This window comes from Agrobacterium sp. fls2-241-TYG-188a (assembly GCF_030209845.1).
Genome location: NZ_JARVRD010000002.1, coordinates 632,466 through 652,934 on the forward strand (window position 1 = coordinate 632,466; position 20,469 = coordinate 652,934).

The following is a 20,469-nucleotide window of genomic DNA, read 5'->3' on the forward strand; positions in this document are numbered from 1 at the left end:
TACGTGACAAAAAGGATCGATGTGGGATTTCGCCGGTTAGATTAAGACTTTGTCTTATCTGTTGTGCACAGAATTGTAGAATATTGCCCGGTGGCTTACTTATGAAGAATGCAGCGCGTACGTTGCCTGGAGATCCGACAAGGTTCGGATGTGGGAGCAGGTTATGACCATCGACAGACGTCTTTCTCAAAGCATTCGTCCACTTCTTTGTGGTGCGGCACTGACGATGGTTGCCGTCGCTATGCCCTTGTCCGAAACCCAGGCCGCAAGCTGCCGGGCTGAGGCGAGTGCGGGGTTGGATTGGAGCGCTTGCAACAAGCGACTTCTGATGCTGGGTGGCAGCGTGCTTGATGGTGCCGATCTTCGCGGCACGGATTTTACCTTCACAGATCTTCGCGGCTCGTCTTTCAAGAAAGCCAATCTGGAGAAGGCCAAGCTCATTCGCACATCGCTTGCATCATCCCAGTTGCAGGAAGGCAATTTCGTCAAGGTCGAGGCTTATCGCGGTGACTTCAGCGATGCTGATGCGGAAAATGCCAAGTTCAACAATGCTGAAATGCAGCGCGCCAGTTTCGAGAATGCAAAGCTGGTCGGAACGGATTTCAGCAAGGCTGAGCTTGGCCGTGCCGATTTCGAAGGCGCAACGCTGACGGGCGCGAAGTTCACGATGGCCAATCTGTCCCGCGCCCGTTTCGAAGGCGCGAACTTGACCGGGCCTATCGATTTCGAAAACGCGTTTCTTCTGCTTACCCGTATCGAAGGGCTGGACCTTTCGGGGGCAACGGGGCTGGAGCAGAAGCAAATCGACATTGCCTGCGGCGACGCCAAGACGAAGCTTCCACAGGGGTTGACGACGCCGACCTCATGGCCTTGCCCGGAAGATCCAGACGAGGATTGAGACGCTCGACGGCGCACGCAGTTTACTGTTTTTGATGAAAGAGGGAGCCCCGGCCTGTCGCTGGAGCTCCCTCAGTGCTTTCAGGCTTAGAAACCGGACAGGACGATCTTGCCCTTCGCCGTTCCGGTTTCGATCAAGGCATGGGCCTTTAGCAGATTGGCCGCGTTGATGGTGCCATAGACATCCGTCATCGTGGTCTTGATCTGGCCTGCATCGACCATCTCGGCAACATGGTTGAGAAGCTTGTGCTGCTCCAGAACATCGGCGGTCTGGTACAGCGGCCGTGCGAACATGAACTCCCAGTGTACCGAGATGGCCTTTCGCTTGAAGGGCATGATATCGAAGCCGCCTTTTGGATCATCGATCAGGCAGTAGCGGCCCTGTGGGGCGAGAAGCGCAACACTGTCTGCCGCATGAATATCGCTCTGCGTCGTGGAGAAAACGAAGCCGGGCGCACCGAGACCGAGCGCCTCCACCTGAGGGGCAAGCGGCTGGCTATGGTCGATAACGTGATGGGCGCCAAGCTTGGTTGCCCATTCCTTCGTCTCAGGACGTGAGGCGGTGGCGATGACGACGAGATCCGTCAATTGTCGGGCAAGCTGGATGGCGATGGAGCCCACGCCGCCTGCGCCGCCGATGATGACGATGGCATTGGCAGCGCCCGGGACGGTTTGCCTGACGTTGAGCCGATCGAACAGCGCCTCGTAGGCGGTGATCGCTGTCAGGGGAAGGGCGGCTGCCTCTTCGAAACTCAAGCTCTTCGGCTTTTTGCCGACGATACGCTCATCCACGAGATGATACTCGCTGTTGGAGCCGGGCCTGTCGATGGCGCCTGCGTAAAACACCTCGTCGCCCGGCTTGAACAGGCTGACCCCTTCACCCACCGATTTGACGACGCCCGCGGCGTCGAACCCGAGGATGCGCGCCTGACCATTTTCCGGTGCCTGGTTGCGGCGCACCTTTGTATCGACCGGATTGACGGAGACCGCCTTAACCTCAACCAGAAGGTCAAGCCCCTCGGCTTGCGGCATTGGCACCTCCAGATCGAGAAGCGCATCCGCTTCCGTGACGGGCTTTGCACTTTTGTAACCGATAGCACGCATGGCGTGATCTCCTTTGCTTGTTGCGTCGGATCCTATTTGGTAGAGATGGGCATGGAGCGCAAGAATGCACATATTGTGTCTATACGCACAAAAAGGATACTGTGATGTCCCGTCCACGTGCCAAGCTGACAGGCAATTTTCCCGGATGTCCGGTGGAATCGACGCTGAGTTTCATTGATGGAAAATGGAAGGGCGTCATCCTTTATCACCTCATGAATGAGGGCACGCTTCGCTTCAACGCACTGCGCCGACACATTCCTAGCGTCACGCAGCGGATGCTGACGAAGCAATTGCGGGAGCTGGAGGAGGCGGGGCTGATTTCCCGGAAGGTCTTTGCCGTTGTGCCGCCGCGCGTGGATTACGACCTGACGCCGCTCGGCCACTCCATGCAGCCGGTGATCGCTGCCCTCAAAACATGGGGCGACGCGCATGTGGTCTGCGAACAGGGCGAGAGGCGTGTTGTTCCGCCACACGCGCCGACAACGTCACTGGAAGCAGCCGAATGAGCGACGCTGCCACCATATTGCTACAGCAGCGCGATGCATTTCTGCGCGACGGCCCGCCCACGCTCGAAGCGCGCAAAGCCGATCTCAAGGCACTGCGCCGGACAATCATTGCGCGAAGGCGAGATATCGAACAGGCGGTCGATGCGGGTTTCGGCGGACGATCGCATCGGGAAACGGCACTGCTGGATATTTTAGGCACGGTACAGGCCATCGACTACCTGTCGCGCAATCTGAAACGCTTTATGAGGCCGGAGCGCCGTCATGTCGCGCCGACGTTCCAGCTGGGTCGCGCATATGTGGAATATCAGCCGCTGGGCGTCATCGGCATTATGTCGCCTTGGAATTATCCCTTTCTGCTGGCCATGGTGCCGGTGGCAACCGCGCTGGCCGCAGGCAACAGGGCCATGCTCAAGCCATCCGAGCTGACGCCACGCACCAGCCAGTTGATTGAGGAAATGCTGGTGGCGGTTTTCCCGCAGGAGAAGGTCGCTATTATCTTGGGCGATGCATCTGTCGGGGCGGCCTTCAGCCAGCTTGCTTTCGACCACCTGTTCTTTACCGGCAGCACCGAAGTGGGCAGGCACGTCATGGCGGCGGCCAGCGCCAACCTCGTGCCGGTGACGCTCGAACTGGGTGGTAAAAGCCCGACCATCATCCAGAAGGGTCATGCGACGCAAAACCACGTTGCGTCCATCGCTTTCGGCAAGTTGACCAATGCCGGGCAGACCTGCGTTGCCCCGGACTATGTCTTTGTCCATGAGGACGATCTGGTAGCCTTCACTCAGGCCTTCGAGGCGGCTGTTGCGCAGTCTTATCCTATGGGCGTGGGCACTGTCGATTTTGCCTCCATCGTCAGCGACCGACACTTTAACCGCCTGAACGGACTGCTGGAGGATGCCCGACAAAAGGGCGCGCGTGTGGTACAGCCGGGCATAGCCGGTGATGTCGCATTAAGCCGTATCCGCGTTATGCCGCCCACGCTGGTTTTCGGCGCAACCGACGAGATGACTGTCATGCGCGAGGAAATCTTTGGACCGGTTTTGCCGGTGCGGACCTATCGGGACATCGGCGAGGTCATCTCCTTTATCAATGCCCGACCACGGCCGCTGGCGCTCTATTTCTTCGGTGAGGAGCACAGCGAGGACTGTCGCGCGGTGCTGGCCCGCACCACATCGGGCAATGTCGGCATCAACAACACGATGCTGCATGTGGCGCAGGACGACCTGCCCTTCGGCGGAGTGGGGGCAAGCGGCATGGGCGCTTACCACGGCATTGAAGGCTTTCGCCGCATGAGCCATGCCAAAGGTGTTTTCGTGCAGGGACGCTGGAGTTTGCCAACCCTGTTGCGTGCACCATTCGGTCGGCTTACAGATTGGGCGCTGGCATTTCTGCTGCGCTAATTCTGCAAATATTATTTTCCGCATTGCAACATGGATCTGCCCGTTTTGCTTCATAGCGTTGCGGCAGTGATTCTCAGTCAGGGATGACAAGCATGACAATTGGTTGGATCGAGGCGGCAATTCTCGGTTTTATTCAGGGGCTTACGGAGTTCCTGCCCATTTCTTCCAGCGCACATTTGCGCATTGCGGGTGAGTTTCTTCCCTCCGGTATCGATCCGGGTGCTGCCTTCACCGCCATCACCCAGATTGGAACGGAGCTGGCCGTTCTAGTCTATTTCTGGTCCGATATCATGCGCATTGCCAATGCCTGGCTTCGCCAGAACCTGCGCATCGGTGGCGAATATGATCCGACCGACGCCCGCATGGGCTGGATGATCATCGTCGGTTCGGTGCCAATCGTGCTGCTGGGTCTGCTGTTCAAGGACGCCATCGAACACTCGCTGCGCAATCTCTATATCACCGCCGTCATGCTGATCGTCTTCGGCCTCATTCTCGGTTATGCCGACCGTATCGGCCAGAAGAAATACCCGCTGAAGAAACTGATCTGGCGCGATGCCGTGCTGTTTGGCTTTGCGCAGGCCATGGCGCTCATTCCCGGTGTTTCACGCTCCGGCGGCACCATCACCGCCGGTCTCCTTTTGGGATATACCCGCGAAGCGGCTGCCCGCTATTCCTTCCTGCTGGCCGTTCCTGCCGTGTTCGGTTCCGGTTTTTACCAGCTTTTCAAGAGCATCGGCCAGGATAACCCGGTGGGATGGGGCCCCACAGCGCTGGCCACCGCCATTGCGTTCTTCGTGGGTTATGCCGTCATCGTGTTTTTCCTGAAACTGGTTTCGACCAAGAGCTACATGCCCTTCGTCTGGTACCGCGTGGTGGTTGGCGCTCTCTTGCTGGTCCTGCTCGGTACCGGCGTCATCAGCGCCACGGCCTGATAGCTCATCCACGCTCCTGCCGGTGAAGGACCGGCAGGAGCCGATTTTCCTTGAAATCTCTCCTACGGAATGATTTTTCATCCCGGATGTGCAATAGAGCCGTTTATTGCGCGGCAAATGCCGTGCGCTTCTTTAAGTATCCATCCGGGAACAGGACAGTCGGGGCCAATTGATGAGCAGTGAAAGCGGCTACGCGCTTGATGTGGAAAACATCCACAAGAGTTTCGGTACCCAGGACGTTCTCAAAGGCATTTCACTGAAAGCCCGCAAGGGCGATGTCATCTCGATTATCGGTTCGTCCGGCTCCGGCAAGAGCACCTTTCTGCGCTGCATCAACTTTCTGGAAATGCCCGACCGCGGTCGCGTGACCGTTAATGGCGAAGAGGTGGCGACCAAGATCGGGCGTGATGGCAAGGCCGTGCCGAAAAGCTGGCGACAGGTGGAACGCCTGCGCACCGGGCTTGGCATGGTGTTTCAGAATTTCAATCTCTGGGCTCACCGCACGGTGCTGGAAAACATCATCGAAGCGCCTGTGCATGTGATGGGCGTGAAGCGGCAGGATGCTATTGAGAGGGCCGAAGCGCTGCTCAACAAGGTCGGCCTTTACGACAAGAAAGACGCCTATCCGGCCTTTCTCTCCGGTGGCCAGCAGCAGCGCGCGGCGATTGCGCGTGCGCTCTGCGTAGAACCCGCCGTGATGCTGTTTGACGAACCGACCTCGGCGCTGGACCCGGAACTGGTGGGCGAGGTGCTGAAGGTTATCCGCGATCTAGCCGAAGAGGGCCGCACCATGCTGTTGGTTACGCATGAGATGCGCTTTGCCCGCGATGTTTCCAGCCACGTCATGTTCCTGCATCAGGGCCGCGTGGAAGAGGAGGGTACGCCCGAGCAGGTCTTTGGCAACCCGGTCAGCACCCGCACCAGAGATTTTACCGGCGCCATCGCCAATTGATGTTTTCGATATTCCAACAGGAGAAATTTAGAATGAAATTATTCGCCACGCTGCTAGCCGGATCGGCATTTGCGCTTTCCGCCTTCACGGCCAGCGCCGATGTGCGCTTCGGCATCATGAACGAATCCTACCCGCCATTCTTCGCCAAGGATGCGTCAGGCAAGTGGCAGGGTTGGGAAATCGACCTCATGGACGCCGTCTGCGCGGAAATGAAGGAAAAATGCTCCATCGTCGAGCTTTCCTGGGATGGCCTTATTCCAGCACTTGAGGCCAAGAAGTTTGACGTGATCTGGTCTTCCATGTCCAACACGCAGGAACGCCAGAAGGTCATCACCTTCACCGACAAATACTACAACACGCCAAGCAAGCTGATCGGCGCCAAGGATGGCAAGCCAGGCGCGACCGCAGACGACGTGAAGGGTAAGACCATCGGCATTCAGGTCTCGACCATCCAGTCTGCCTATTACGCCAAGTATTTCAAGGACGTGGCCGACGAGAAGACCTATCAGACGCTGGACGAAGCTTTCCAGGATCTGGCAGCCGGTCGTATCGATTACGTCTTTGGCGATTCGCTTGTTCTCGATGCCTTCCTGAAAAGCGATGCGGGCAAGGATTGCTGCGCGGATGCCGGCAATGTGGCTGACGACAAGGAAATCCTGGGTCTTGGCGTCTCCGGCGGACTTCGCAAGGACGATGCCGAGCTGAAGCAGAAGCTGAATGCCGCTCTTGCTGCGGTTCGCGCCAGCGGAAAATATGACGAGATCACCAAGAAGTACTTCACCTTCGACATCTACGGCGCGAAGTAAGTCAAAACGGTCGCGTTGATGGCAAGCATTGAAACCATGGTTCAACTTCTGTCACCCTATCCTCCGGGATGGGGTGGCACGCTGTTAAAGGGTGCCGTTTCCACGCTTGCCATTTCCGCCGGTGCCTATCTCATCGGCATCCTCATCGGCATGGCCGGTGCGCTGGGCAAGCTTTCCGGCAACAGGCCGCTGGGCATGGTGCTTAATTTCTACACGACGATGATCCGGGCCGTGCCGGAACTGATCCTCATTGTCGGGCTCTATTATGCCGGAACGGATGGCCTGAACCGGCTGTTGCAATGGGCCGGCATGCCCCCGCTTGAAATCAACGGTTTCGCCGCTGCCATCGCCGTTCTGGGCTTTGTGCAGGGTGCCTATATGACCGAGGTTCTGCGGGGTGCGATTCTCGCCATTCCGGCGGGGCAGATCGAAGCGGCGCGGGCCTTCGGCATGTCGCCCTTTCTGCGCTTTCGCCGTGTGGTGGTGCCGGCACTGGTGCCGAATGCCCTGCCGGGACTGTCCAATCTGTGGCTGGCGGTGACGAAAGACAGCGCGCTGGTGGCCGTTGTCGGTTATCAGGAACTGGCGCTGGCGACGCGGCTGGCGGGTGCCAGCACCAAGCAGTATTTCCTGTTCTTCGCGGCAGCTGCGCTCATGTATCTGGCGATCACGCTGGTTTCCAACCTCGTATTTTCATTGATCGAGCGTCGGGTGCGGCGCGGCCAACCGGCGCTGGCCTGAGGAGACATGATGGAATTCTCCTGGATCGAAAAATACTGGCCGCTGCTGCTGTCTGGCGCTTATCAGACGGTGGCGCTGCTGGTGATTTCCGTCAGCATCGGTTTCATCCTCGCCATCGGGCTGGCGTTTGCGCAGGTCAGTGGTGGCAGGCTGACGCGGATGCTGGCGCGCGGCTATTGCACCTTCTTTCGCGGCACGCCGCTGCTCATTCAGCTCTGGCTGCTTTATTATGGCGTCGGCTCGCTGCTGCCGATGATACCCGGCTTGCGGCAAAGCTTCATGTGGCCTGTGTTGCGCGAAGGCTTCTTCTTCGCCGCCGTCAGCTTCACGCTCAACTATGCGGCATACGAGGCCGAGGTGCTTCGCGGCGCTTTGCTGGCCGTGCCGAAGGGTGAGCTGGAGGCGGGCAGGGCGTTCGGCATGGGCAGGTTCACGCTCATCCGCCGCATATGGCTGCCCCGTGCCATCCGCATCGCCTTGCCAACCATTGCGGGCGAAGTGGTGATGCAGTTGAAAGCGACGCCACTTGCCTTCACCGTCACTGTCATGGATCTCTACGCCGTGGCTTACAAGGTCCGGCAGGATACGCTGCTGGTCTATGAGCCGCTGCTGGTCGTTACCGTTTTCTACCTCATCCTCACCGCCATCATTGTGCGCTGCTTCGGCTTTGTCGAAGCGCAGGTGCCGCAGCGGCGATAATTGTTTCAAGGAGTTTTCACATGGGCGATATCCGTATTCTCGACGGCGGCATGAGCCGCGAATTGCAACGGCTGGGCGCGCAGCTGAAACAACCGGAATGGTCTGCCCTGGCGCTGATCGACACGCCTGACATCGTGCGTCAGGTCCATGCGGAATTCATCGAGGCCGGTGCCGATGTCGTCACCACCAATTCCTACGCGCTGGTGCCGTTTCACATTGGTGAGGAGCGCTTCCAAAAAGAAGGCGCATCGCTGATCGCGCTCTCAGGCAAGCTGGCGCGCGAGGCAGCGGATGCAGCCGGCCGCAAAGTCACCGTCGCCGGTGGCCTGCCGCCGATCTTCGGCTCCTACGAACCACAGAATTTCGACCCCGCCCGCGTGCAGGATTACCTCAAGGTTCTCGTCGAAAATCTTGCTCCCCATGTCGATGTGTGGCTGGGCGAAACGCTGAGCCTGATTGCCGAAGGCGATGCGGTGCGCAAGGCCGTGGCTGGGACTGGAAAGCCTTTCTGGGTTTCCTTCACCCTGAACGACGATGCCGCACAGGTTAACGGCAACGAACCGCAGCTTCGCTCTGGCGAAACGGTGCGCGCGGCTGCCGAATGGGCCGCGGACTCGGGCGCTGCGGCGCTGCTCTTCAATTGCAGCAAGCCGGAAGTCATGAAAGCCGCTGTGGAAACTGCCGCCTCGGTCTTCAAGGACAAGGGCGCCTCAATCGAAATCGGCGTCTACGCCAATGCCTTCGAAGGCGAACAGGGGGACTCTGCTGCCAATGAAGGCCTGCACGAAACCCGCGCCGACCTGACCGACGACGCCTATTCCCGCTTCGCCTGCACCTGGGCCGACGCCGGTGCGACGATGATCGGCGGCTGCTGCGGAATTGGGGCGGCCCATATTCACACGGTTGCGGGTGCTCTTAGGGCGCGGTGATAGGCGGCTCGGATGGACGATAATTTGCCTTTCGTCATCCTCGGGACAAGCCCGAGGATGACGGCGGAGTGTGTAGCAATGGCTCTGTCTCACCTAAAGCAAAGTCCCACTCAAGATCAGCAGTGCCACCGAGAAGTAGATGACCAGACCTGTGACATCGACCAGCGTTGCCACGAATGGGGCCGAGGCTGAGGCGGGGTCTAGGCGCATACGTTGCAGCAGGAAAGGCAGCATGGAGCCGGTGATGGAGCCGAAGGTGACGATGCCGACGAGGGCTGCAAAGACGGTGAAGCCGACCAGCAGCCAGTGTTCGCCGTAATCGTAAAAGCCCGCCTGTTGCCACACAGTCAGCCGCAGGAAGCCGATGGCGCCGAGGATTGCGCCGAGCGTTAGGCCCGTTGGCAGCTCGCGCAGCAACACCCGCCACCAGTCGGACAGTTTGAGTTCGCCCAGCGCCAGCGCCCGGATGATGAGCGATGTGGCCTGCGACCCGGAATTGCCGCCTGAGGACATGATGAGCGGTATGAACAGGGTCAGCACCACGGCCTTTTCCAGCTCCCCCTCAAAATGCTGCATGGCGCTGGCCGTCAGCATTTCGCCGAGGAACAGAGCGGAAAGCCAGCCGGCGCGTTTGCGGATCATGTCGAGGAAGCCCATCGTCATATAGGGTTTGCCCAGCGCTTCCATGCCGCCGAATTTATGCGCATCTTCGGTGGTATCGGCAATCATGGTGTCGATCACGTCATCGACGGTGACGATGCCGAGAATGTGGTCGTGCTCGTCCACCACCGGAAGGGCCAGCAGGTCGTGCTTGCGGATGAGGCGGGCAACATCCTCCTGCGACATCAGTGGATCGGCATAGGTGATGCCTTCCTTGGATGCAACGGAGAGGATGGAGGCCGAGGGTTCGCCGGTCACGAGGCGGCGCAGGGTGACGACATTGGCCAGCGTGCCATTTTCAGCCAGCACATAGATGGCATAAACCGTTTCGCGGGACCGCTCAACAATGCGGATATGCGCAAGGGTTTCCTCCACCGTCCAGCGGTCGGGCACGCTGACGAACTCCGTTGTCATCATGGAACCAGCCGTGCGGGGCGGATAGGTCATCAGGTGCTGGATGGCGGTTGCAGTTGCGCGGTCCAGCCGGGCGAAAAGCTTTGCGCGTGGCTCGTCGTCCATATCGGCCATCACGTCTGCCACCCGGTCATCCGACATCAGATTGACGAGGGGAACAGCGCGATCCAGCGGCAGAAGCGCGAGGATATCGGCGGCACGGTGAAGTTCGGGACGGTCGAGAACGGCGACGGCCTTTGCCTGTGGCATCTTCAGCAGAGCGACGACGGCATCGTCCAATTCGAGCGCGTTCAGCTGATCGACGCGTTCTGCTGTTGTCGTGGGGCCAGTACCGCTGCGAAGAATGCGTGCAGCCTTGCTGGCTCTCTGGGAGAGATTGTGAAAGTTCATGTTTGCTCACCTTCCAGTCGATCCGCCGATCACGGCGGAACGTGGTGAGCCGACAGGTGTCAGATCAGTGCACGTTTCGCCGTGTTCGGCAAAGGCAATCGACTACTACTGTCGCTAGACATCGAATGATGCTCCGTGGAAATCTGCGCCAGACCCTTGGCTTGACCTGCGCATATCAAAGCAAATGCGCCCGAAAACAGGTTGAGTCAAGCAGGCCGAATATGAAATTTTCGCAAGGTAAATCGGCGGTCCAAATGGCCGTCAGGGGTGTTGTGCGGGTGCTGCGAAATCAGGCTGTGAGAGCCGCCTTCTCGCGCTTTTCCAGCGCCACGGCAAAGCCGAATACGATGAGACCGGCAAAGGACAGGATTGCACCGATATAGCCTGTGGATGCATAGCCATAACCCAGCGCAATGGCGAGGCCGCCGAGCCATGCGCCGAGAGCATTGGCAATATTGAAGGCCGAGTGGTTGGAGGCGGCGGCGAGTGTTTGCGCATCCGCTGCCACATCCATGAGGCGGGTCTGCACGGCCGGGCAGGCGGCAAATCCGCAGCCGATGAGGAAGACGCAGATGCACAGCATATAAGGGTTGTGGGCGGTCAGACCGAACAGCGCCATCAGCACCACATTGAAGGCCAGCATTCCACCAATCGTTCCGTTGAGCGAGAGATCGGCCAGACGGGAACCGACGACATTGCCGACATTCATGCCGATGCCGAAAAGCGCAAGCACGACTGGCACGGTGGCAACGGGCATCATGGCGACATCCGTCGTGGTTTTGGCGATATAGCTGAAGACGGCGAACAAGCCGCCAAAACCGACCGAAGCCACGGCCAGCGACAGCCAAACCTGGACACGACGGAACGCGCCGAGTTCACGCCAGATGCTGGCACCTTCCTGTACCTTGTCCCTTGGCTGAAACAGCCATAGCAGAACCACCGTCAGCAGCGCGATACCGCCGACCATGAAGAAGGCGGCGCGCCATGAGAACAACTGGCCGAAAAACGTGGCCAGCGGTGTGCCGAGCAGCGTGGCGATGGTTAGCCCCAGCATGACGCGGCCAACGGCACGCGCGCGCTTGTGGATGGGGGCCATGGATGCGGCAACCAGCGCCGCCACGCCGAAATAGGCACCATGCGGCAAGCCGGTGATGAAGCGCAGCACGGTAAAGCTGGTAAAGTCCGGTGCGATTGCGCTGAGAATATTGCCCGCTGCAAACAGGCTCATCAGCGCCAGCAGCAGCACGCGGCGCGTCATGCGCGCTGCCAGCACCGCAATGATGGGCGCACCGATGACCACGCCGATCGCATAGGCTGCAATCACATAGCCAGCCTGCGGGACGGTAACGCCATAGGTGGTGGCCACATCCGGCAAGAGGCCCATGATGGCGAACTCGCCAGTGCCGATACCGAAACCACCAGCGGCAAGAGCGAGCTCAATGAGGGCAATGGAAAAGGGTGTGAGCGTTGTTGCAGGAGAAGGCGCAGCCTTTTCGGCTTCCGCATCGGGGCGGTTCTCGGATTGGCGTATCTGGGTCATGGCTTCTGCGGGGTGCGAAGAAAAAAAGGGCAAGACCGAAGATTTCGGCCTGCCCTGACTGGAAGTGGTGGTCACTAAAATGACCTTATCACGGGCATAACATCAAATTGTGCGTCGCGGTAGTATGTGATTCTGCAAAATCCATGACTCACGCGAAGGTGTACGGAACGTAACCCTTCGTGCTGCATTTAGGATCGCGCTTTGCGTGTAACAAAGGCTGGATAAACATATGAAGCTGGTGGCGATCTTTAACCGCGATGGCGGAACCTTCAAAACCACCGACATGGACGCCTATTGCGAACATGCCCAGACGGTTTTCAGCAAGGCAGGGCACGAAATCGAATGCCGCCTCGTTTCCGGCAAGGACATCGTCAAGGAGATGGAACGGACCGCCGATGACAAAGGGCTGGACGGCCTGATTGCCGGTGGTGGAGATGGCACTATCTCCGCCGCTGCCGGTATTGCCTGGAAACACAAGATTACCCTTGGCGTCGTTCCCGCCGGTACGATGAACCTCTTTGCCCGCTCGCTGAAACTGCCGCTCGATATCTGGCAGGCAGTCGATACGCTGGCGCAGGGCCATGTCGAAAATGTCGATATTGCAACTGCCAACGGCCAGCCCTTCGTGCATCAGTTCTCCGCAGGCCTCCATGCGCGCATGGTGCGCTACCGCGACAAGATGGAATATGCATCGCGGCTGGGCAAGATGCGCGCCAATGTCCGCGCAGCGCTGGGCGTCGTGCTCAACCCGCCCGTCTTCGACATGGAATTTACGGTGGACGGAAAGACCCAGCACCGCAGGGTCTGCGCGATCTCCGCATCCAACAACGAGTTCGGGCCGAGCCCGCTCCTGGTCGCCGACGATATCACGCGGGGGCACCTTGGCCTCTATATCGCTGATGCGCTGACGCCTTCAGGGGTGGCTGGGCTTGCCATCGATATCATGCGCGGCAAGCTGAAGGAAAACGCCGCCGTGACGGCCATGGCCGTTACCGATGCGGAACTGCATTTTCCCAAGCGCAGACACGACGTCAAATGCGTGATCGACGGCGAGTTGCTGCCAATGAAGCGGGATGTCTCGTTGAAGATGCACGCTGGCGAGCTGAAGGTCATCGTTCCCAAGGACTTTGCGACAGCCTGAGGTCGCGCCTGCATCCCATGTAGGAACATGGCTGCGTTGTTCCTTTGCGGCTTGCAAAAAGCGTTGGCCGACGCCATGCTCGCCTGTGCAAGGGCATGGGCATGGGAGTGCGTCGCGACATGAATAACCACACGGCAACGTTGTCAAACCTCGCAGCCATAGATGCCGCCCACCATCTGCATCCCTTCTCCGACATGGGAAAGCTGAACGCCTCCGGCACCCGCATCATTGAACGGGGTGAGGGCGTTTTCATCTATGACAGCGCCGGCAAGAAGTATCTGGATGCCTTTGCCGGTTTATGGTGCGTCAACATCGGTTATGGACGCCCGGAAATGGCCGCAGCCGTCGCAAGGCAGATGACTGAGCTTCCCTATTACAACGCCTTCTTCGGCACGACGACGCCACCGGCAACACTTCTGGCACAAAAGATGACCGCCCATGCCGGACCAAACATGAACCATGTGTTCTTCACCAATTCCGGCTCCGAGGCCACCGACACGTGGTTTCGAATGGCGCGTGTCTACTGGAAGGCACTGGGCCACCCGACGAAAACGCACGTCATCGCGCGCCGCAACGGCTATCACGGATCGACCGTGGCCGGTGCCTCGCTGGGCGGCATGACATGGATGCATGAGCAGGGCAATCTTCCCATCGACGGTATTTCCCACATCGGCCAGCCCTATTGGTATGCCGAGGGTGGTGATCTCTCTCCGGAAGAATTTGGCCTGAAGGCGGCCCGGGAACTGGAAGCCAGGATCGATGAGCTGGGCGAAGAGAACGTCGCCGCCTTTGTGGCTGAACCGATCCAGGGCGCGGGCGGCGTCATCGTGCCACCGCAGACCTACTGGCCGGAGATTGCCCGTATCTGCAAGGCGCGAAACATTCTTCTGATCTCGGATGAAGTCATCAGCGGCTTCGGGCGGCTTGGCTCCTGGTTCGGCTATCAGCATTTCGGCTTCGAGCCGGATATGGCCCCGGTCGCCAAGGGGCTTTCATCCGGTTACCTGCCGATTGGCGGCGTACTGGTTTCCGACAGGGTGGCGCAGGTCATGATATCCGAGGTGGGCGATTTCAACCATGGCTTCACCTATTCCGGGCACCCGGTATGCGCCGCCGCCGCTCTCGAAAACCTGCGTATCATCGAAGACGAGGGGTTGGTCGAACGCGTCAGGGACGATATCGGCCCCTATTTCCGCAAGGGCTGGGAGAGCCTTTTGTCCCACGAACTAGTCGGCGAGGCCGTCAATGTCGGTCTTATGGGCGGGTTGCAGATTGCAGCCGACAAGACGATCCGCAAACGTTTCGACAAACCGGACGATGTGGGAATGCTGGTGCGCAATCACTGCCTAGAAAACGGTCTGGTTATGCGCGCAACGGGCGACCGTATGCTTGCATCACCACCGCTGACCATCAGCCGGGGCGAGGTGGACCAGATCATAGAGACACTGCGCAAGGGGCTGGATTACCTGCGCGACACCAGGGGGGTGTAATATCCGTGGCAGAGCATGAGCATCACTATAAGATCAAGGTCACATGGACAGGCAACCGCGGCACCGGCACTTCCGGCTACCGGGAATATGACCGGACGCATGTGATTTCCGCTGAAGGCAAGCCAGATATCGATGGCTCGGCCGATCCGGCCTTTCGCGGCGATGTGACGCGCTGGAACCCGGAGGAGCTTCTGCTCGCCTCCGTCTCCGCCTGCCATAAGCTCTGGTACCTGCATTTTTGTGCGGTTTCCGGCGTTGTCGTTGCCGACTATGTGGATGAGCCCGAGGGCACGATGGTGCTGTCGCGCGACGGGGCAGGCCACTTTACCGAAGTGGCGCTGAAACCGGTTGTTACCCTTTCCAAGGGCGATCCGCAGACCGCGCTTGAGCTGCATGAGGAGGCTCACGAAAAATGCTTCATCGCCAATTCGGTGAAGTTCCCCATTCGTATCGAGCCGGTGATCAAGCCGGCCTGATCGCTATTTCGCTGCGGTGACAGTCCACGCATAGTAGAAGGCGTGTCTCTTCTCAGCCTTGCTTCCATAATAGGGCACTTCGAGGTGCCGTATATCCGCAGGCGCAGGAAGCGCTGCGCGTGCGGCCATGGCGGCGAGTTCCGCGCCGGGATTGGCTGGCATATTGCCCTCCAGATCCGTGCCCGCCAGAAGAACCGTTGCGCCCGCGGGCCAGTTGGACGGCGCGTCATCCGTTGCCGGATTGCCGATGAAGACCGTGGCCTTCGGGAACTGTATCTTGAGATTGCCGCCGACAATCCCACTTGATGCGATGATATATTGCGGCTCCGGGAAACCGTCCCGTCGCACGGCCTGCGCAAAGCCGTCATATGGAATATGCACGAGTGAGGTGCGGCCAAAATAGGGTGCTACGAGCCCCCGGAACAGCAGAAGAATAAGAACGCCGATCGTCAGCGCCGAGGTGATCGCGACCATTCCGGGAAGCTTCGGTGCGACCTCCACACCGGCCGCGTGGATTTTAAGACAGAGGTAGAGCGGCAGCAGGACGAGATAGACGATCAGCCATTTCTGCCTGACATTGGTGACATCGAGCGCAAAGACGATAACCAGAACGATCAGCAGGCTGAGCAGCAGGATGCGTCCGGTGATGCGGGTCCATTGGTTGCTGGCGGGCAGAATGCGGCGGATATCCTTGAAAAACACCAGGGCAAACACGGCAAGCGTGGTTGCGGAACCTTTCAGCGCCGCTCCGATGAGATCAAGCGCTCCATATACCCCATGAAAGGACACGCCGTCATGGCCCTCCGTCATTTCCCCCATCGTCTGGCCTGTGGCCAGTCCGATATGGTTGAGCACCCACAGGCCGTGCGGCAGGACAATGAGCGCAGATACCGCAACCGCCGCCAACATGCGCCAATCCAGCACCCGTGCCCGCAGGTCTTTTTCCGGCAGGACAGCCAGAATGGCGGCGAGCGGCACGAGAACGAAATTATACTTCGAGAGGGTGCCAAGGCCGACAGCTACCCCAGCCAGCAGATAGGCGCCAAGGCTTGGGCGCTGCAGCGTGCGGAAAAACGTATAGAGGAACAGCGCGACCGCCAGAATGGCCAGCAGCGAATGGGTCAGGTCCCTTTGCGCCATGAGAAAAACGGGCGGCAGCGTCAAAACACCGAGCGCCGCTGCACCGCTGAGAAAACGATCGCCTGTTAAAAGCCGCGTCGTCAGCCAGATGAAGAGGCAACAGAGAAACAGGATGGTGTTTTTCAGAATGCTCAGCGTGGCGATGGACATGCCGAATATTCTGGCCAGCCCGAGCTGAAGCCAGTCATAAATGGGTGGCTGCGAGCCGTATCCCCACTGGAAGAATTGCGAGAGCGCGGCCTGCGACTCGTCGATTTCCAGGCCCGGAGAACGGACGAGACGGACGATGATTGCGAGCAGGTAATAGCCCGCAATCAGGGTGATGATCAGCTCCGGATTGCGGGAAAGATACCTGCGCATGGATCGTCACTCCGACTTGTAGATCTTGCCGATGATGTAATTCGGGTTCTGCTCATCGCGGTAATAGAGGCGGGCAATCATTTCCGCGAGAATGCCGGTGGTGATGAGTTGCACCGAAGACAGAAGCAGAGCCACGCCAACCATCAACATCGGACGGGCACCGATATCATTGCCAAGGATGAACTTGTCGATGAAGAGATAGGTCATGATGACGGCCGAAAGCGCGCCAAGGCCAAGGCCGAGCGAACCGAAAAAGTGGCCGGGCCGCGCCTTGTAGCGCATGAAGAACATGACCGACAGAAGATCGAGAATGACGCGGAACGTGCGGGAAATACCGTATTTCGATGCGCCGTACTGGCGCGCGTGGTGCGTGACCGGCATTTCGCCGATGCTTGTGCTGGGCACCACGCCGGCAACCCAGGCCGGAATGAAACGGTGCATCTCACCCATCAGCTTGACCTGCTTGATGATGGAAGCGCGGTAGATCTTCAGGCTGCATCCATAGTCATGCAGGCGCACGCCGGTGATCTTGCCAATCAGCCGGTTGGCAATCCATGAAGGAACCTTTCGCAGGAAAAGCCCGTCCTGACGGTTCTTGCGCCAGCCGACCAGGAGATCGAGTTCGCGGCGCTCAAGCTCGGCCACCAGCATGGGAATGTCCTTGGGATCATTCTGCAGGTCGCCATCCAGCGTGGCAATCAGGCGGCCTTTAGCGGCGTCGATACCTGCCTGCATGGCTGCCGTCTGTCCGAAATTGCGCTGGAGAGCCACGATCTTGAGATCAAGACCGGCACGACCAATGTAAGTCCTTGCATTGGCAATGGTGGCATCCGTGCTGCCATCGTCAACGAGAATGAGCTCCCAACCGGTTTTTGCCGATAGCATCGCTTCTGCGACGCGTTCGATCAAGGGGCCTACACTGTCTTCCTCGTTGAAAATCGGAACCACAAGCGATAAGTCCGGTGAAACCTCGTAGCTATTGGCAGTTGGTTCCGACACCGAGGCTTCTCCGTTTAGTTGTGAATTGTATTCTAAAGCGATAACGTGCTAATGAGCCGGATATGACGATGCATGTTTGTTGTCTAGATAAGGCCGCAAATTGATAGGGTGCCCGGGCAAAATGAAACAAACAGCGTGGCTTACCCGCAACGCGATGACGCTCGGCACCATTCTTGTGGTTGCGGTTTATGCAGCCTTCATCCACGAGACGTGGGGATGGGGAAGCGTCCTGACGCTCTGGAAGCAGGCAGGCTTCGGCGCGATGGCACTGGCGCTTGCGCTTCTAGTCAGCACCTACGTGCTGAGAACCTGGCGGATCTACGACTATTTCCCAAACGAAACGCGCGGCCACTTCATGCCGTTGTTTCGGGTGGTGCAGATCCACAACCTGCTCAATGTCATGCTGCCATTCCGTTCTGGCGAGACCAGCTTTCCACTGTTGATGAAGAAGGAATTCGACGTTCGCCTTGCGCGCGGCACTTCTGCCTTGCTCGTCATGCGGCTGTTTGATCTTCACGCCCTGCTGGCTGCAGCCGGGCTTGGGCTGGTGCTGGAAAAGAGCGAAATCGTCATGTGGCTGCTGTGGCTCTCATTCCTGCTCCTGCCGGTGTTTGCCTTTGCCGCAAGACATCCGGTCTTTCGCCTCGCTGAACGAATGGCGCCCGCCAAGGCAAAGAGCATCATCCATGAGGTGCAAGCCGGTTTGCCGCTGGATATCAGCGCCTTTGCTCGCGCCTGGGGCGTGACCTTCATAAACTGGTTCGTCAAGATTGCCGTTCTGGCCTGGGTGCTGGTGCTGATGGCTGGTATCGACCTGCCTGCGGGCTTTGGTGGTGCCTTGGGCGGAGAATTGTCATCCGTCCTGCCAATCCACGCGCCGGGAGGCGTCGGAACCTATCCTGCTGGCATCACGGCAGGCGCCGTCGGCTTTGGTGCGGCGGCGGATCAAGCCGCATTGTCATCGCTGGGGCAGGCGGCGGTCAACGTCCACCTGCTTGTCATCGTCTCGTCCCTGATAGGAACCGCCATGGCGCTATTCGTGCCTGTGCGCAAATAGCGCCATGGTGACGTACTATTGGAAGGCCGTTTCGTAGAAGCTGCGCAGCTTGCGGGAATGCAGCGTTTCCTTCTGCATGGCCGCCAGCTTCTGAACGGCACGGATGCCGATCTGAAGATGCTGGGCCACCTGGGTGCGATAGAACTCTGTCGCCATGCCCGGCAGTTTAAGTTCGCCATGCAGCGGCTTGTCCGACACGCAGAGCAGGGTGCCGTAAGGCACGCGGAAGCGGAAGCCGTTGGCCGCGATGGTTGCCGATTCCATATCGAGCGCGATGGCACGAGCCTGTGACAGCCGCTTGACCGGTCCCGCTTGGTCGCGAAGCTCCCAGTTGCGGTTATCAATGGTGGCGACGGTGCCGGTGCGCATGATGCGCTTCAGCTCGAAGCCTTCATAGCCCGTGACTTCCGCGACAGCGCCTTCGAGCGCCATCTGGACTTCTGCCAGAGCCGGGATCGGCACCCAGACGGGCAGATCGTCATCCAGAACATGGTCTTCCCGCATATAGGCGTGCGCCAGAACATAATCGCCCAGCCGCTGGCTGTTGCGCAGACCGGCGCAGTGGCCCACCATCAACCATGCATGAGGGCGAAGAACCGCAATGTGGTCGGTAATCGTCTTGGCGTTGGAAGGGCCTACGCCGATATTGACCAAGGTGATGCCCGCATGACCCTTTTTCTTCAGGTGGTAGGCAGGCATTTGCGGCATACGGCCCAGGGTCATGTCCGTTTCAGGTCTGTCGGACCCGGCCAGCGTGACGATATTTCCCGGCTCCACGAACTCCGTGTATCCCTCTCCGCCATCCGCCATCATCTTGCGCGCCCAGGCCGCAAATTCATCGATGTAGAACTGGTAGTTCGTAAACAGCACGAAATTCTGGAAATGGTTGGCGCTGGTGGCCGTATAATGGCTGAGGCGCGCCAGCGAATAGTCGATACGCTGCGCGGTAAAGGGTGCCAGAGGCGCGGGCTCTCCGGGCACCTGATCATATTCGCCATTGGCGATAAGATCGTCCGTATTGTTAAGGTCAGGCGTATCGAACAGATCGCGCAGCGGCACATCCGTCATGGCGGCGGCCGCCGCCGCTTCCACATACGCGCCTTCGCCAAAGGCGAAATGCAGAGGAATGGGCGTTGCCGATTCCGATACGGTCACGTGGACATTGTGGTTCTTCATGAGCAGACCGAGCTGCTCTGTCAGATAGTGCTTGAACAGTTGGGGCCGTGTGACCGTTGTCGTATAGATGCCGGGCGATGTGACATGGCCGTAGGACAGGCGCGAGTCGACATGGCCGAAGCTCGACGTCTCGATGCTGACCTGAGGATAACAGGCGCGGTAACGACCGGAAATGGGTGTTCCCTGCGCCAGATCAGTAAAGGACTTGATGAGGAAATTCGTGTTGCGTTCATAAAGCGCCGTCAATGCACTCACGGCCTCTTTCGGATCCATGAAGGTCCGTGGCGCGAATGGCTCGGGCGTGATGAAGGCGAGGGGCGGAATCGTGTGCTTTGCTATTGTCATGGCCTATTATAGAGAGCCATTTTCGACAGGCAAGCGACAGAAATATGAGCGTTTGAAAAACTTGCAGCGCTGATCCTACCTCGGCGCTGTTCGCCTACAGCATCACGTGGCAGCCATTCGAAAAGCCTTGCTGGCAGGTATAGGCAGCACCGACGTTAATGCGCTGGAAACTGCGGTTGGGATTGACCACCAATGCTGCAAAAGACATGGCGAAGATCGCCATCAGAAGCACGATGATGCTGAAACGACGTATCATGATTGCCATGTCCATTCCCCGCTGCGTTGATGTGTCCCTTAATCTGGACACCACACTGC

Annotated in this window: 20 protein-coding genes; 13 read left to right on the forward strand and 7 right to left on the reverse strand. The window is 58.9% G+C overall.

The genetic code is table 11. The annotated features are described in order from the left end of the window. Positions 1-163 precede the first annotated feature (163 nt). Positions 164-898: a pentapeptide repeat-containing protein gene (locus QRN85_RS09850; RefSeq protein WP_113218239.1), complete on the forward strand. Its 735-nt coding sequence runs from the start codon at positions 164-166 to the stop codon at positions 896-898. 86 nt (positions 899-984) lie between these two features. Here QRN85_RS09850 and QRN85_RS09855 read toward each other — a convergent pair whose 3' ends face one another. Continuing rightward, positions 985-2,001, reverse strand: coding sequence for a zinc-binding alcohol dehydrogenase family protein (locus QRN85_RS09855; protein ID WP_284757707.1), 1,017 nt, complete (start codon positions 1,999-2,001; stop codon positions 985-987). Positions 2,002-2,105: 104 nt separating this feature from the next. Here QRN85_RS09855 and QRN85_RS09860 point away from each other — a divergent pair, with 104 nt between their 5' ends. From QRN85_RS09860 to QRN85_RS09895, 8 genes are all read left to right on the forward strand, one after another. Next, positions 2,106-2,507, forward strand: a complete 402-nt coding sequence (locus QRN85_RS09860; RefSeq protein ID WP_062586901.1) for a winged helix-turn-helix transcriptional regulator — start codon at positions 2,106-2,108, stop codon at positions 2,505-2,507. Then, a complete protein-coding gene (locus QRN85_RS09865; RefSeq protein ID WP_284757711.1) occupies positions 2,504-3,907 on the forward strand; it encodes a coniferyl aldehyde dehydrogenase in 1,404 nt (467 codons plus the stop codon). The genes QRN85_RS09860 and QRN85_RS09865 overlap by 4 nt, the downstream gene beginning before the upstream one ends. Before the next feature lie 92 nt (positions 3,908-3,999). Beyond that, on the forward strand, positions 4,000-4,839 hold the full coding sequence (locus tag QRN85_RS09870; RefSeq protein WP_062586903.1) for an undecaprenyl-diphosphate phosphatase: 840 nt from the start codon (positions 4,000-4,002) through the stop codon (positions 4,837-4,839). A 172-nt stretch (positions 4,840-5,011) separates the two neighbouring features. After that, positions 5,012-5,791: an ABC transporter ATP-binding protein gene (locus tag QRN85_RS09875; RefSeq protein ID WP_284757713.1), complete on the forward strand. Its 780-nt coding sequence runs from the start codon at positions 5,012-5,014 to the stop codon at positions 5,789-5,791. Between the two features lie 32 nt (positions 5,792-5,823). Continuing rightward, on the forward strand, positions 5,824-6,597 hold the full coding sequence (locus QRN85_RS09880) for a transporter substrate-binding domain-containing protein (RefSeq protein ID WP_284757715.1): 774 nt from the start codon (positions 5,824-5,826) through the stop codon (positions 6,595-6,597). Positions 6,598-6,615: 18 nt separating this feature from the next. After that, positions 6,616-7,338: an ABC transporter permease gene (locus tag QRN85_RS09885; protein WP_112961210.1), complete on the forward strand. Its 723-nt coding sequence runs from the start codon at positions 6,616-6,618 to the stop codon at positions 7,336-7,338. Between the two features lie 9 nt (positions 7,339-7,347). Continuing rightward, positions 7,348-8,037 (forward strand): ABC transporter permease, encoded by a 690-nt coding sequence (locus QRN85_RS09890; RefSeq protein WP_042618469.1) that lies wholly within the window; start codon positions 7,348-7,350, stop codon positions 8,035-8,037. Positions 8,038-8,057: 20 nt separating this feature from the next. Then, positions 8,058-8,966 (forward strand): homocysteine S-methyltransferase family protein, encoded by a 909-nt coding sequence (locus QRN85_RS09895; protein WP_284757717.1) that lies wholly within the window; start codon positions 8,058-8,060, stop codon positions 8,964-8,966. 93 nt (positions 8,967-9,059) lie between these two features. On the opposite strand, the gene mgtE is transcribed toward QRN85_RS09895, so the two are convergent. After that, on the reverse strand, positions 9,060-10,430 hold the full coding sequence (gene mgtE / locus QRN85_RS09900; RefSeq protein ID WP_284757719.1) for a magnesium transporter: 1,371 nt from the start codon (positions 10,428-10,430) through the stop codon (positions 9,060-9,062). Positions 10,431-10,719: 289 nt separating this feature from the next. Beyond that, positions 10,720-11,970: an MFS transporter gene (locus tag QRN85_RS09905; RefSeq protein ID WP_284757721.1), complete on the reverse strand. Its 1,251-nt coding sequence runs from the start codon at positions 11,968-11,970 to the stop codon at positions 10,720-10,722. A gap of 229 nt (positions 11,971-12,199) precedes the next feature. Between QRN85_RS09905 and QRN85_RS09910 the strand changes: the two genes are divergently transcribed. The 3 genes from QRN85_RS09910 to QRN85_RS09920 all read left to right on the forward strand — a co-directional run bounded on the left by QRN85_RS09910 (position 12,200) and on the right by QRN85_RS09920 (position 15,077). Beyond that, positions 12,200-13,111 (forward strand): diacylglycerol/lipid kinase family protein, encoded by a 912-nt coding sequence (locus QRN85_RS09910; protein WP_062586910.1) that lies wholly within the window; start codon positions 12,200-12,202, stop codon positions 13,109-13,111. Positions 13,112-13,230: 119 nt separating this feature from the next. Then, positions 13,231-14,601 (forward strand): aspartate aminotransferase family protein, encoded by a 1,371-nt coding sequence (locus QRN85_RS09915; RefSeq protein ID WP_284757723.1) that lies wholly within the window; start codon positions 13,231-13,233, stop codon positions 14,599-14,601. A gap of 5 nt (positions 14,602-14,606) precedes the next feature. Beyond that, positions 14,607-15,077 (forward strand): OsmC family protein, encoded by a 471-nt coding sequence (locus QRN85_RS09920; RefSeq protein WP_284757724.1) that lies wholly within the window; start codon positions 14,607-14,609, stop codon positions 15,075-15,077. A 3-nt stretch (positions 15,078-15,080) separates the two neighbouring features. On the opposite strand, the gene QRN85_RS09925 is transcribed toward QRN85_RS09920, so the two are convergent. Both QRN85_RS09925 and QRN85_RS09930 read right to left on the reverse strand, forming a co-directional pair. Then, entirely contained in the window at positions 15,081-16,577 is a 1,497-nt protein-coding gene (locus QRN85_RS09925) for a glycosyltransferase family 39 protein (protein ID WP_284757725.1), read from the reverse strand. Positions 16,578-16,583: 6 nt separating this feature from the next. Continuing rightward, entirely contained in the window at positions 16,584-17,576 is a 993-nt protein-coding gene (locus QRN85_RS09930; RefSeq protein WP_284757727.1) for a glycosyltransferase family 2 protein, read from the reverse strand. Positions 17,577-17,697: 121 nt separating this feature from the next. On the opposite strand from QRN85_RS09930, the gene QRN85_RS09935 reads away from it, so the two are divergent. After that, positions 17,698-18,633, forward strand: coding sequence for a lysylphosphatidylglycerol synthase domain-containing protein (locus QRN85_RS09935; RefSeq protein WP_284757729.1), 936 nt, complete (start codon positions 17,698-17,700; stop codon positions 18,631-18,633). Between the two features lie 15 nt (positions 18,634-18,648). On the opposite strand, the gene amn is transcribed toward QRN85_RS09935, so the two are convergent. Together amn and QRN85_RS09945 are read right to left on the reverse strand one after the other, a co-directional pair. Then, entirely contained in the window at positions 18,649-20,154 is a 1,506-nt protein-coding gene (amn, locus tag QRN85_RS09940; protein WP_122070807.1) for an AMP nucleosidase, read from the reverse strand. A gap of 94 nt (positions 20,155-20,248) precedes the next feature. Beyond that, on the reverse strand, positions 20,249-20,419 hold the full coding sequence (locus tag QRN85_RS09945; protein WP_162238063.1) for a hypothetical protein: 171 nt from the start codon (positions 20,417-20,419) through the stop codon (positions 20,249-20,251). Positions 20,420-20,469 lie beyond the last annotated feature (50 nt).

Excerpts from the sequence above, each read along its gene's own strand:
- QRN85_RS09850 (WP_113218239.1), top strand. The coding sequence starts at position 164 with ATGACCATCGACAGACGTCTTTCTCAAAGCATTCGTCCACTTCTTTGT.
- QRN85_RS09855 (WP_284757707.1), bottom strand. The coding sequence starts at position 2,001 with ATGCGTGCTATCGGTTACAAAAGTGCAAAGCCCGTCACGGAAGCGGAT.
- QRN85_RS09860 (WP_062586901.1), top strand. The coding sequence starts at position 2,106 with ATGTCCCGTCCACGTGCCAAGCTGACAGGCAATTTTCCCGGATGTCCG.
- QRN85_RS09865 (WP_284757711.1), top strand. The coding sequence starts at position 2,504 with ATGAGCGACGCTGCCACCATATTGCTACAGCAGCGCGATGCATTTCTG.
- QRN85_RS09870 (WP_062586903.1), top strand. The coding sequence starts at position 4,000 with ATGACAATTGGTTGGATCGAGGCGGCAATTCTCGGTTTTATTCAGGGG.
- QRN85_RS09875 (WP_284757713.1), top strand. The coding sequence starts at position 5,012 with ATGAGCAGTGAAAGCGGCTACGCGCTTGATGTGGAAAACATCCACAAG.
- QRN85_RS09880 (WP_284757715.1), top strand. The coding sequence starts at position 5,824 with ATGAAATTATTCGCCACGCTGCTAGCCGGATCGGCATTTGCGCTTTCC.
- QRN85_RS09885 (WP_112961210.1), top strand. The coding sequence starts at position 6,616 with ATGGCAAGCATTGAAACCATGGTTCAACTTCTGTCACCCTATCCTCCG.
- QRN85_RS09890 (WP_042618469.1), top strand. The coding sequence starts at position 7,348 with ATGGAATTCTCCTGGATCGAAAAATACTGGCCGCTGCTGCTGTCTGGC.
- QRN85_RS09895 (WP_284757717.1), top strand. The coding sequence starts at position 8,058 with ATGGGCGATATCCGTATTCTCGACGGCGGCATGAGCCGCGAATTGCAA.
- mgtE (WP_284757719.1), bottom strand. The coding sequence starts at position 10,430 with ATGAACTTTCACAATCTCTCCCAGAGAGCCAGCAAGGCTGCACGCATT.
- QRN85_RS09905 (WP_284757721.1), bottom strand. The coding sequence starts at position 11,970 with ATGACCCAGATACGCCAATCCGAGAACCGCCCCGATGCGGAAGCCGAA.
- QRN85_RS09910 (WP_062586910.1), top strand. The coding sequence starts at position 12,200 with ATGAAGCTGGTGGCGATCTTTAACCGCGATGGCGGAACCTTCAAAACC.
- QRN85_RS09915 (WP_284757723.1), top strand. The coding sequence starts at position 13,231 with ATGAATAACCACACGGCAACGTTGTCAAACCTCGCAGCCATAGATGCC.
- QRN85_RS09925 (WP_284757725.1), bottom strand. The coding sequence starts at position 16,577 with ATGCGCAGGTATCTTTCCCGCAATCCGGAGCTGATCATCACCCTGATT.
- QRN85_RS09935 (WP_284757729.1), top strand. The coding sequence starts at position 17,698 with ATGAAACAAACAGCGTGGCTTACCCGCAACGCGATGACGCTCGGCACC.
- amn (WP_122070807.1), bottom strand. The coding sequence starts at position 20,154 with ATGACAATAGCAAAGCACACGATTCCGCCCCTCGCCTTCATCACGCCC.
- QRN85_RS09945 (WP_162238063.1), bottom strand. The coding sequence starts at position 20,419 with ATGGCAATCATGATACGTCGTTTCAGCATCATCGTGCTTCTGATGGCG.